This window comes from Synechococcus sp. RS9909, from assembly GCF_014279595.1.
Taxonomy (GTDB): Bacteria; Cyanobacteriota; Cyanobacteriia; order PCC-6307; family Cyanobiaceae; genus Synechococcus_C.
In genome coordinates, this window is record NZ_CP047943.1 from 883,719 (window position 1) to 897,076 (window position 13,358).

1 protein-coding gene (only partly in view) is annotated in these 13,358 nt (G+C 68.1%); it reads right to left on the reverse strand.

Every position in this 13,358-nt window falls within one protein-coding gene, locus SynRS9909_RS04330, for an autotransporter-associated beta strand repeat-containing protein (protein WP_186593791.1), read on the reverse strand. The gene is 61,305 nt long; 21,970 of those nucleotides lie to the left of the window and 25,977 to its right, leaving coding positions 25,978-39,335 in view (codon 8,660, complete, through codon 13,112, partial); the first complete codon in reading order (the gene reads right to left) occupies positions 13,356 to 13,358. Both the start codon and the stop codon lie outside the window.

A 13,358-nucleotide genomic window follows, 5' to 3' on the forward strand; every position in this document is an offset into this window, starting at 1 on the left:
GCGACTTCGGCGTTGTTGGTGGCATCCACCACGCTGTTCGCGGTGAGGGTGAGGCTGCCGTCGCCGAAGTTGAGCTGATCGGCGGAACTGTTGATCGTGGCGCCCAGGTTCACGCTGCCGTTGCCGCTGATGGCCAGACCATCGCCGAAGCTGAACAGATCAGTGGTGGCATCACCCAGCGTCACCGCACCGGTGTTGGCGAAATCGATGGCGCTGGTGAACGTGTTGCTGGCGCCGGTGAGGCTGACGCCGTAGCTGCCGGCGCTGGTGATCAGATCGGCGAGGGTGACAGTGCCCAGGAAGCTGGCGGTGTTGGCACTGCCGGCGGCGATCGTGAGTGTGCGGCTGCTGCCGCTGAGGCTGCCGCCCACGGTGAGGTTGGTGGCGGCGGCGAGTTCGCTGTTGGCCGCCAGGGTGAGCGTGCCGCTGCCCAGGTGCAGGCTGCCGGTGCTGCTCTCCACAGCGGCGGCCAGGCTGATCGGGGCGTTGCCGCTGAAACTGAGGCCGCCCACAAAGTTGAAGCCATCGCCGCTGGCATCGCCCAGAGTCACGGTGCCGCCGTTAGCGAAGGCGGTGCTGCCGGCGATGGAGTTGCTGCTGCCGGTGAGGCTGATGGCGTAGGCGCCGGTGCCCACGGTGAAGCCGCTGGTGAGGGTGAGGTCGCCCTGCACGGCGATGGTGTCGCTGCTGCCGGCGACGCCATCGGCGAACTCCAGGCTGGCGGCGTTCACCGCACCCGTGAAGGTGGCTCCGCCGACGCGGCTGAGGCTGATCGTGCCCAGCTCGGTGCCGCTGCTGGCACCGATGGCACCGGACTGGAAGGCGCCGCTGCTGTTGATCGTGAGGTTGGGGGCGGTGCTGCTGCCGGAGGCGGCGGCGACGCTGGTGAGCGTGATGGCGTTGCTGCCCAGGTCGGCGCTCGCCGTGGCGGCTGCGTCACCGAGGGTGAGGCTGGCGCCATCGGCCAGGGTCACGTCCGAGAGGGTGATGGCGCCGCTGCTGGTGGCGTCGCTGGGGCCGCCAATGCGGGTGACACCGCTGATGGCAACGGCGGTGTCGGCGTCGCCCAGGTTGATGGCGCCGCTGCCGGTGGCGATCAGGTTGCCGCGCAGGTTCACCAGGCTGGGGGCAGCGGCGGTGAGGCCGGCGGTGAAGGTGAGGCTGTCGCTATCGCCATCGCCGAGGGTGAGCGTGCCGGTGTTGGCGAAGCTCACCGCGTCGGTGAAGGTGGTGGTGCTGCCGAGCAGGCTGAGGTTGTAGGCCGCAGCAGCGGTGGTGAGGCTGGTGGCGCTGAGGTTGCCGTGGAAGCTCACGGCGCCGCTGGCGCCTGCGGCCTGCAGGCTGAGGGCATTCACGCCGCTCACCGCGCCGCTCACGGTGGTGGTGCCGCTGCCGGAGATCAGGCTGAGGCTGTTGTTGGCGCCGGTGATGGCGGCCAGCTGCAGGTTGCCGGCGCCTGAGCCGGTGCTAATCGTGCGGGTTTGCGGGGTGCCGCTGCCGCTGTTGAGGGCGTCATCGAGCAGGGTGATCGGCGCGTCCACGGTGAGATCCACGCCGCTGCTGCTGAGGTTGGCGCCGAGCTCGAGGCTGCTGGCCGTGACGGTGACGGCGCTGGTGGCTTCCACGTTGGCCAGGTAGCGCTGCAGGCCGCCGGTGGTCACGTCGGCACCGAGCAGCACCGTGCCGGTTTCACCGGTGATGTTGCTGAAGATCAGCTCGGCGTTGTTGCCGCCGCTGCCATCGCTGATGCCACCGGAGAGGGTGAGATCACCGGCGGTGACGATGCTGGTGTTGCCGCTGAGGCTGATGGCGCCGCTGGCGGTGGCGGCCGTGCTGGCGCTGTTGAACAGGGCGCCGGAGTCGCTCACGCCCGTGCCCGCCAGGTTGAGGTCGTTGGCCACCGAGAAGCCGGCCAGATCGAGGGCGGCGCCGCTGCTCACGCTCACGCTGCCCGCGCCGAAGGCGGCGTTGTCGCCAGCCACCAGGGTGCCGGCCGTCACGCTGCTGCCGCCGCTGTAGGTGTTGGCGCCGTTGAGGCTGAGCGTGCCGTTGCCGCCCATGGCGAGGCTGCCGCCGCCGCTGATCACGCCGCTCACCGTGCCCGCGGTGCCGGGCTTGAGGGTGAGGGCGTAGTTGTTGGCGCCATTGCTGAGCGCCACATCCGCCAGGTTGAGGTTGGCGCTGCTGAGGCTGGTGTCGGCATCCAGGGTGGTGCTGCCGCTCACGCTCAGGCTGCCGAGGGCGGTGGTGCTGCCCACCGTGCTGCCGGCTGCGCCGCCGAACACCGCATCACCAGCGATCACCAGGTTGTTGCTGGTGGATGTGGCGCTGTTGATGGCGCCCATCAGGGTGATGCTGCTGCCCTGCAGGCTGGTGTTGGCACCCAGGGTGATCGCCGCATCGGTGCCGGCGCCGCCGCCGCCCTGGAACAGCTGGGTGCCGGTGGTGGTGATGGAGTGGCTGGTGATCGTGGTGTTGTCGTTGGCATCCACCACGTAGGCCGCATCGAAGCTGATCGCATCGGCCGACACGTCGAGCGACTTCACCGCAATGCGATCGGCGAAGGTGACCGTGCCGTCGCCGGCGGTGATGGTGAGGTCGTAGTCGCCGCTCACATCGCCGCTGATGGTGACGTCGTCGCCGGGGGAGTTCACCGTGTCGAGCGTGGTGTTGCCGGTGAGCACCACGTTGCCGAGGCTGATCGTGCTGTTGGAAGTGTCGATCGAGCCGGCCAGCTTGGTGGTGCTGCCGCTGGCAGCGTTGAAGCCGCCGGTGAAGTTGTAGGTGTTGCCGCTGGTGAGCTCGATCGTGCCGGTGGTGTTCAGCGCGGTGGCGCCGGCCACGCTCACGCTGCCGCCGAGCTTCAGGTTGTAGCTGCCGCTGCCGCCACTGATGCCGGCGCCGCTGCTCAGGCTGACGCCATGGCCCAGGTCAATGGTGCCGCTGCCGCCGAGCACCAGGTTGTTGCCGCTGCCACTGCCGCTCACGGCGGAGGAGAGGGTGAGTGTTTTACCGCTGGCGGCTTCCAGCGATCCGCCGCCGGTGCCGAGGCTGATGGCGCGGTCGGCGCCGATGGTGGTGGTGCCGGCCGCGCGGAGCACGCCACCGCCTTGGATGGTGATGTCGTTGGCGGCATCGCCCAGGGCGTCATCGGAGCTGATCTCCAGCACGGCGCCGTCGTCGATGGTGGCGTTGCCCACGAAGGTGTTGCTGCCGCTGAGGCGGAGCACGCCGGCGCCCTTCACCACTAGCGGCGCCGCACCCTTGATCGTGCCGGCGGCGATGCTGGTGCGGCCATTGGGCAGCTCGATGTCGATCGAGCCGCTCACATCAAGGGTGGAACCGGTGGAGAGATCGAGGCCACCGGCTTTCACGGTGATGGCCTTGAGGGTGCCGGTGGTGAGCTGGAGCTCGCCGGCGCTGCCGCTGCCATAGCCATCGAACAGCAGGTTCTGCAGCACCACCTCGCCGGCTTTGGCGGCACCGCGGCGGCCAGCAGCGCTGTCGTTGAAGGTGATGTCCACACCCACGGGGATCACCACAGTGCGCACGTTCTCCTTGTCGGGCACGGCGCCGGCGCGGCCGCGGGCCAGGCCTTTACCAGTACCGAGATTCAGGCCCGGAGCGGAGATGCTGCCGCTATCCACCACTTCACCCACGGCCCAGTTGTTGGGATCGAACCAGTCGCCACTGGTGCCGCCGATCCACACCACATAATCCTGCTCGCCGATGCTGCCCGTGCCCTGGGCGAAGCTCACGTTGTAGTTGTCGCCGAAGTTGCCGTCGTTGATGGTCACGCCGGTGAGCACCACGCCGGCACTGCCATCGGCGTCCTTATCGGTGAAGCGAACGCTGGCGGCGGTGAGGCTGTCGCCGCTTTCGAGCGTGCCGTCGGTCTGCAGCGTGGTGTTGAGGGCCAACACATCGGCGCCATCGAGATCGAAGGCGGTGCTGCCGTCGTAGGTCTTGCTCACCGTGGGGGCGGTGATCGTGATCGCCTTGGGATCGATGTAGCCGTTGAGCGAGAAGCTGCCGTCCAGGCTGTAGTTGCTGGCCAGGCCGGTGTCATCGGCGAGGCTGTAGGTCACCGTGGCGGTGCGCAGGCCCACGTTCTTGCTGTCGAACGTGCCGCTGCCGCTCACATCCAGGGTCTGGCCGTTCACCAGGCCGCCGAGGCTGGCGCCGGTGGTGTCGATCGTGGCGGCCGTGCTGCCGTCGTAGTCGCGGGTGGTGACGCTGGCGCCCGTGATCGTGAGCGCCTTGGGGGTGATCGCCGCCTGGATGCCGGTGGTGTCGGCCAGGCTGTAGTTGCCGGCGAGGCCACCGCCGCTGCCATTGGCGAGGGTGTAGGTCGCCGTCACGTTCTGATCGACAACGTCGCCTGAGCCGTTGCGGGCCACATCGGCGCTGGCGAACTGGCCTGTGGCGGTGGCGATCGTGACGGTTTCGGAGCCGATAAAGCCGCTGAGGCTGCCGGCGGTCACCACCGCAGAGGTATCACCGTCGTACACCTTGTCGGCAGCGGTGCTGCCGGTGATCGTGAGCGCCTTGGGTGTGATCTTGGCGGCGTTGCTCAGCACCTCACCGCTGAGGCTGTAGTTGCTGGCCAGGCCGGCGTTCTGCCCGCTGCCATCGGCGAGGGCGTAGCTCACCGTCACGTCCTGATTGGCAACGGTGGCGCCGCTATAGGCGACGTTCTGGCTGGCGAAGGTGCCGGTGGCACTGACGCCAAGCGTCTCGCTACCAACCAGGCCACTGAGATTGAGGCTGTTGGCGGTCACCGTCGCAGCGGTGTTGCCGTCGTAGGCCTTATCGGCCACCGTGGTGCCGCTGATGGTGAGCGCCTTGGCGGTGATCGCGGCGGCCACGTCCACGCTGCTGCCGCCGAGGCTGTAGTTGCCGGCCTTGTCGCCCGTGAGGCTGAAGCCGCTGAGGCTGGCCGTGGTGGCGGTGGCCACATCCTCGCTGTTGTAGGTGCCAGTGATCGTGCCGGTGTTCACGCTCACGGCATCGCTGTTGATCACGCCAGAGAGGCCCACGCCACCGCTGCTGATCTGGGAGGCGTCCACAGTGGTGGTGCCGTCGTAGGCGCGGCTAGACACCGTCACGCCGGTGAGCGTGAGCGTTTTGGGGTTGATTGCCGCCTGCAGGGTCTGATCCAGCACGGTGTAGTTGCTGGCCAGGCCGCCGCCGCTGCCATCGGCGAGGGTGTAGGTCGCCGTCACGTCCTGATCAACAACGTTGTTGCTGCCGTCGCGGGCCACATCGGCGCTGGCGAACTGGCCGCTGACGCTGCTGATGCTCACGGTTTCGGTGCCCACGAAGCCGCTGAGGCTGCCGGCGCTCACCACGGCGGTGCGGTTGGCGTCGTAGGTCTTGTCGGCGGCGCTGCTGCCGGTCACGGTGAGCTGTTTGGGGGTGATGCTCACGCCAGTGGCGCCCGGCGCCACGGTGAAGCTGTTGGCGCTGAGGAAGTAGTTGGCGGCATCGGCGCCGCTGAGGGCCAGGCCGCTGAGGGTGTAGCCGAGGTTGTCGCCAGCGTTGGCGCTGGCGTAGGTGCCGCGGCCGCTGATGGTGAGGGCATCGCCGCTCACCTGGTTGGCAGCCTCGAGGGTGAGCGCTGCCATGGCGGTGGTGCCGTCGTATTGGCGGGTGCCGCCGCTGGTGATGCTGAGAGCGTTGATCGCCTGGGGCGTCACCGTGAGCCAGCCGTCGCTGAATTCGGCGCCGGTGAGGTGGGGAGCTGTGAGGGTGGCATTGCTGCCCTGGATCTGGTAGCTGCCCACCTTCAGGGCGTTGCCGGTGCTGCGGTCACCAGCTGCCTCCACGGTGGTCACCCCGTAGGTGAACACATCAGCGCCGTTCTCCCTGATCGTGAAGCCGTTGTTGGCGTCACCGCTGATGTCGCTGAGCGTCACGATCGCCTGGCTCAGGGCGGAGTAGTAGCGGGCGTTGGTGGTGCCGTTGGCGGCGCCGGTGCCGTATTCGGCGGTCACATCGCCGAGGGTCACGAGCAGTTCGCCGGCGCCGAGGATCTTGAAGGTGCCGTCGGTGAGGGTGAGGTCGTAATTGGTGGAGTCGGCGCTCACCGTGATCGCGTAGGTGCCGGCGGTTTCGCCAGCGACGCGGGACACGCTGAAGCTGCTGAGATCGGCGGTGGTTTCACCGGCCACGAAGCCAGCGGCCCGCACCGTGAGGGTGGGGTCGAGCTCGGTGATCACCTTCTTCACATCATTGGCGGTGATCGTGAGCGCGGCGGGGCTGATCACGGCCGCCAGCTGTTCATCGGCGAGGCGGTAGTTGCTGGCCAGGCCCGTGCCATCGGCGAGGGTGTAGCTCACCGTCACGGCCTGTTCGGCCGGAGCATCAGCGCCGGCGGTTCCGTCGGCGTTAAAGGTGGGCGCCAGCACCACATCTTTGCTGGCGAAGCTGCCGGCGGCGTCCACCGTGAGGCTCTGGCCGCTCACCAGGCCGCTGAGGCTGCCGATGGTGGTGAAGGTCGCGTTGGTGGAGCCGTCGTAGGTCTTGTCGTCAACCACCGTGCCGCTGATGGTGAGCAGCTTGGGATTGATGGTGGCGGTGGTGATGGTCTGGCCGCCGAAGTTGTAGTTGGCCAGGTCGGTGCCGCCGCCGGTGATCGTGAGGTTCACCGTCTTGTTGCCGCCGGCATTGGCGTCGGTGAAGACGCCGCTCACGCTGCTGATGCTCACGTCGTCGGCCGTGCCATCGCTGCCCACGATCAGGCCGGCGGCCACCAGGTCGACGGCGCTGAAGTCCACCGTGGCTGTGGTGCCCCCGTCGTATTCCTTGTCTTCTGCTGTGATGCCGCTGAGGGTGAGCAGCTTGGGATTGATGGTGCCGGTGGCGGTGGCCTGCTTGGTCACCGTGTAGTTCTCCACATCGATGCCGCTCACTGTGGTGGTGAGGTTCACCGTTTTGCCGCTGCCGGCATTGGCATCGGCGAACACGCCGGTGCCATCCACGAGGATCTGATCGCCGCTCACCAGGCCGCTGAGGCTGAGGCCGCTGAAATCGAGCGTGGCGTCGGTGCTGCCGTCGTATTCGCGGGTGGCGGCGGTGATGCCACTGATCGTGAGGGCCGCCGGATTGATCGTGGCGCTGAGGCCCTCGGGCTGCTCGAGGCGGTAGTTGCCTGCGGCGCCGCCCGTGAGGGAGAAGCCGCTCACGCTCACGTCCTTGGCGGCGGCGGTGCGGCCGGTTTCGGTGATGCCGTCGGCGGCGTAGCTGATGGTCCAGGCCACGTTCTTGTCGGCAAATGTGCCGGTGGCGTTGCTGCCATCGAGGCTCACAGCGCTGCTGTCGGCGCTGATCACGCCGCTGTTGGCCTCACCGGTGATCGCGGCCAGGCTGCCGCCGCTGATCGTGGTGGTGAGTGTGCCGTCGTAGGTGCGGCTTGCAGCGGTGGCGCCGCTGATCGTCACCGCGCGCTGGAAGATCGTGGCGGTGAGGTCGTCGGTGACGATCTGGTAGTTGCCGGCGTCGGTGCCGCCAAGGCTCAGGCCGCTCACGGTCACGCCCACGTCGGTGCCGGCGTTGGCGGAGGTGAAGGCGGCGCTGGCGGTGCCGCTGAGGGTCACCGTGTCGCCCGGCAGGGCGGTGATGGTGATGCCGGCATCGGCATCAATGTTGGCCGTGGCGGTGGTGCTGCCGTCGTAGGTCTTGTCGTCGATGCTGATGCCGCTCAGCACCAGATCCGCTTTGGTGATATCGGCGGTGAGGCCCGTGGGCTGGCCGATGGTGTAGTTGGCGGCATCGGCGCCGGAGAGCTTGTAGCCGCTGAGGGTCACGCTCTTGCCGGTGCCGGCGTTCTTGTTGTCAAACGTGGCGATCGCCTCGCTGCTGTCCACGTTCACCTGATCGCGGCCCAGGGCGCTCACGCTGCCGGCGTCCTGCAGCAGCGCCTCGGTGGTGGTGTCGTACACCTTGTTGGCCACCACGGCGCCGCTCACCGTGAGGGCGGCCTGATTGATCGTGGCGGTCAGGTCATCGGGCAGTTCCAGCACGTAGTTCACGGCCAGGCCGCCATTGGTGCCATTGCCGAGGCTGAAGCCCTCCACCGAAGCCGCCACTGTGGTGACGTTGCCATTGGCATCAAAGGCCACATCCTTGCCGGAGAACACGGCGCGGGCGTTGATCGCTTCGCCGGTGATGTCGAAGCCGCTCTCGCGGATCGTGAGCGTTTCGCTGCCGATGCCGGTGCTCAGCGTGGTGCTGCTGAGGGTGTAGCTGCCGATCGTGCTGGCGTCGTAGGTCTTGTCGTCAACACTGATGCCGCTCAGGGTGAGGCTCACCGGTGTGATCGTGGCCAGCACATCGCTCGGCATCAGCAGGTTGTAGTTGCCGCTGTCAGCGCCTGAGATCGTGTAGCCGCTGATGCTCACCTGCTTGAGGCCGGGGTTACCGGTGGTGGCATCCAGCTCCACGTTGGCGTTGGCAAAGGCGCCGCTGCCGCTGCCATCGAGTCTCACCACATCGCTGGCCAGGGCCGACACGAAGGCGCTGCCCTCCAGGGTGGCGCTGGTGCTGGCGTCGTATGGCTTGTCCTGCGCTGAGAGGCCCTGCAGCACCAGATCGGCCTTCTCGATCGTGCTGTTGGTGTTGGCAACCAGCGTGATCGTGTAGTTGCCGCCGATGGGCGCCAGCGCCGTGATCGCATTGCCGTCTTCGTCGGTGGTGGCATAGTCCTCGCCCACCACCACGCCGGTGAGGGTGATCGTCTTGCCGCTGCCGGCGTTCTTGTTATCGAAGCTGGCGAACACCTCGCCGAGCTTGTCGGTGGCGAACAGCTGGGTGTTGCTATTGGGATCCACGATCGCCACGGCCCCGTCCACGGCGGTGGTGGCGTCGTAGGTCTTGGTGAAGTCTTCGATCGTCACCGTCAGCGGTGCCGGCGTGATCGTCACCGTGGGCAGCTCGCCTTCAGCGGCGCCGAACACCGATTCGATGTCGTAGTTGCCGGCGCCCGTTCCGTCCAGCTCGATGCCGCTCACCGTGATCGGTTTGAGCTCATTGGCGTGGCGATCGTCCATGGTGCCGCTGGCGCCGCTGAGATCGAGGCTGAGCGTGCCGGTTTCGCCAGAAACTTCGCCTGCGATCGTCACACCCGAATCAGTGACGTCGACTGTGTCGGTGCCGTCGTAGGTGCGGTCCACGCCGGCGATGCCGGTGATCGTGATCGGCGCCGGGGTGATCGTGCTGGTGGTGTTATCCGCGAAGCTGATCGTGTAGTTGGCGCCGCCGTTGCCGTCGTCGATGCCAACGCCGCTCACGGTCACGCGTTTGTCGGAGAGCACCGCGTCATTGGCGTCGCGGCTCACGTTCTTGTCGGTGAAGGCGAAGCTGCCGCCGCTGAACTGGTCGTCGGCGAACAGCTCGGTGCCATTGATGGCCACGGCTTCGCCGTCGCTCACCGTGAGCGTGCCGTCGTACACCTTGGTCACATCGGCGGCGCTGATCGTGATCGCGGCCGGGGTGATGGTGGCGCTATCGCTGAGCGGCACCACGTTGCCGTTGCCATCCACGGAGGTGATCACCACTTCGTAGTTGGCGGCAGCGCTGCCGTCGAGGGTCACCTCGGTGAGGGTCACCGGTTTGTTGGTGCCGGCGTTCTTGTCTGCGAATTCGCCGGTGGCGGTGGCGATGGAGAGGTTGGCGCTATCGGCGGCGATCACGGCGGTGCCGCCCAGCTCAGTGGGCCGGCCAAAGCTGGCGCTGGTGGTGTCGAACGTGGCGTCCACCGTGCCGTCGTAGGTGCGGTCGTCGGCGGTGAGGCCGCTCACCGTGATCAGGCGGCGGTCGATGTCGGCCGTCACATCGCTCGGCTGGGCCAGGCTGTAGTTGCCAACGTCGTTGCCGCTGGAATCGAGGGCGTAGCCGCTGATGGTCACCGCCACGCCCTCGCCGGCATTGGCGCTGGCGAAGCTGGCGCTGATGGTGGCGTTGGCATCGAGGCTCACGTCGTCGCCACCCACCACGCCGCTGAACACGGCGCCGGCGGCATCGATCGTCACGTCGGTCGTGCCGTCGTATTCCTTGCCGTCGGCGGTGATGCCGAGCACCTGCAGCTGCTTGGCGGTGATCTCGCCCGTGAGGTTGGACGGCAACACCAGGTTGTAGTTGCGGGCGTCAGTGCCGCTGATCAAGGCGCCGTCGAAGCTCACCGTGCGGCTGCCCACGTTGCGGCTGTCGAAGCTGGCGCTGGCGCCGCTGAGATCAAGCGTCACGCTGTCGTTGCCCAGGGCTGTGATCGCACCGCCGCTGAAGCTGGCGGTGGTGGTGCCGTCGTAGTCGCGATCGGCAACGCTCAGACCGGTGACGGTGAGGTCGGCCTGGGTGACCGTGGCGGTGATGTCGGTGGGCAGCACCAGGGTGTAGTTGCTGGCCAGGCCGCCGTTGCTGCCGTCGCCGAGTGTCCAGCCGCTGAGGGTCACCGCCTTGGCGATGCCCACGTTCTTGTCGGCAAAGGTGGCGGTGGCGCCTGTGGCGTTGAGGCTGAGGGTTTCAGTGCCGATCAGGCCGCTGAGGCTGCCGCTGTTGGTGAAGCTGGTGGTGGTGAGGCCGGCGTCGTAGGTCTTGTCGGCCACGGCCACGCCGGTGAGGGTGAGCTCGGCGGCGCTGATCGTGCCGCCGCCGGCGGTGGTGTAGGTGGCGTTGTTGCTGAGGGCGTAGTTGCCTGCGGCGGCGCCGCTGAGCTGCAGCTCGGCCACGTTCACCGTGAGATCGCGGCTGCCGGCGTTGGCGGAGCTGAAGCTGGCCACCGGTGCGTCGGCATTGGCGCCCACGGCGGTGTTGAAGCGCACCGCCAGGTCGTCGCCGCTCACCGCATTGCTCACCGTGAGGCTGGTGAGCTCGGATGCCAGCTCGTCGGTGCCGTCGTAGCTGCGCGTGCCGCCCACCACCAGATCGATGCTGCGCTGGCTCACCGTGGCGTCGCCGCTGAGGGTGAGGCTGCTGCCGCCGTTGCTCAGGCTGTAGTTGCCGGCGTCGTTGCCGCTGAGGGAGAAGCTGCCTGTGCCGGCAAAGCTGGTGGCGCCGGCGTTGGCGCTGGCCAGCGAGGCCGCCAGATCAGCGGAGGTCACGCTCACGTCGTCGCTGCCGACGACGCCCGTGAGGTTGAAGGCGAGATCGCTGATCGTGAGATCGCGGCTGCCGTCGTAGACCTTGCTGGCGGTGGTGGCGTTGCCGATGCGGATGGCGCGCTGCTCGATCGTGCCGCTGCCGCTGAGCGTGGCGCCCGTGAGGGTGTAGTTCATCGCCGCGGCGCCGCTGAGGGCTTTATTGCTGAAGTTCAGGGCGATGCCACTGCCGGCATTGGCGCTGGCGAAGGCGGCGGTGAGGCTGAGGTTGAGGTCGTCGCCCGCGACCCGGTTGCTGAGGGTGATGGCGGGAGTGTCGAGGCTGGGGGTGCCGTCGTACACCTTGCTGCCGCTCACGCTGGCGCTGATGGCGCGCTGCTCAATCGTGCCGATGCCGCTGAGCTCGGTGCTGCGCAACACGTAGTTGCTGGCGGTGCCAGTGCCATTGGCGAGGCTCAGACCGCTGACGCTCCAGGCCTGCTGGCCGGCGTCGGCGCCGGCGAAGCCGCTGCTGCTGGACGTCACCGTGAGCGTTTCGCTGCCCACGCCGGTGCTCACCGAGAGCGTGCCGCCCAGGTTGGTGGTGCCGTCGTACTCGCGGGTGGTGCCGGCCACGGCCACATCCAGCAGCTTGGGCGTCACCCGCAGTTGGCCGCCGTCCACCACCTTGAAGGTGTAGTCGGTGCCGGCGTTGTTGATGGTGTAATCAACGGCGCCGCTCTTCACCACGCCGGCATCAATCGTGAGGCTACCGCCGAGGCTGAGGTTCAGCGCATAGCTGCCCACATTGGCGTTGCCGGCGGAACCCGTGCTGGTCACTGCAGCACTGCCGAACGCCTGGCTGAGGGTGATGCCGCTGGTGTTGGGGGCCTCGTCGGTGAAGGCGCTGCCCACCATGTTGTTGCTGCCGCGGACATCGGCGAGGGTGAGGTTGCCGAGGCTGGCGGTGAGGCGCACGTATTGCTCGCCCAGCAGGTCGGTTGCGCTCAGCGCAGTGCCGTAGGTCTTGGTGGCGTCGGCGGTGCGGATCGTGAGCAGGCCGCTCTGGGGCGCCGGCAGGGCGCTGGCGAACACGTAGCGGTTGCCGTACTCGTAGCCGTTGCCGGTGAGGGCGGTGCTGCGGCTGGCGTCGGTTCCGCTCCAGCTGGCGCCCCACACGGCGCCGTTGCCGCTGGCGAGCACCGCATTCACGTCGCTGCCGGGGCCGAACTGGTTGAGGGTGGTGCCGTTCTCCCAGCCCTTGCTCCAGATGGTCCAGCGGCCGCCGGCGCTCACGGCATCGGCGCCGCGCTCGTTGATGAACGTGCCGCTCATGCCGGCATCGAGGGTCACATCCCCGGCCAGCGACACCACCCGGCCGCTGGCGCCGATGGTGATCGTGCTGGCGGAGGTGTCGAGCAGCACATCACCGGCGGCACTCAACACACCGGCCACGGTGTAGGCCGTGGCGCCGGTGGCGCTGAAGCTGGCGGCGTTGCTCACGCCGTTGATGGTGAGCGACTGGGCGGCGTTGCTGAGGCTGATGGCGCCGCGGGCGCTGGAGCTGAGGCTGCCGATGGCATTGAGGCTGCCGGCCGTGGCCAGGTCCACATCGCCGGCGCCGGCGAGCACCAGGTTGGCGGCTGTGATCACGCCGCCGGTTTGCTCGATGTTGCCGCCGGCGGCGCTGCTGAGGCTGAGGGTTTTGCCGCTGGCCAGCGATAGATCGGCGCCGAGCACGATGCGGTTGAAATCGAGCGCCAGGTTGCTGCTGGTGTTGGCGGCGGCGTTGAGGGTGAGGGCGGGGCTGGCGCCCGGGGTGGCGGCGTAGGTGCCGGGGCCACCGATGCTGAGCGTGCCGCTGGCGCCGGTGACGCTGAGGTTGGCCAGGGAGGTGCCGGTGAGGGTGGTTTCGCTGCCGGTGGCCGTGCCGATGGTGAAGTCGGCGGCATTGCGCTGCTCCAGGCGCACGTTGTCGCCTTCAAAGGCGCGGGTGAAATCGAGCACCGTGCCGTTGCCGCCGCGGAAGCGCAGGGTGAGATCGCCGGCGGCGCTCACGGCTGAACCGCCGGAGCCAGCGCTGCTGATCGAGCCGGTGGCATCGAGCAGGATCGCGCCGCTGCCGGCGGCGTTGCTGCTGGCCAGGGTGCCGTTGTTGATCGTGATCGCGGCGCCGTAGAGCTCCAGGTTGTTGGCGCTGGTGGCCTCGCCGGAGGAGGCGTCAATGGTGAGGGTGCCGCGCTCGTTGGGGTTGGCGCTGCCGATCACCACGCGGCTGAATTC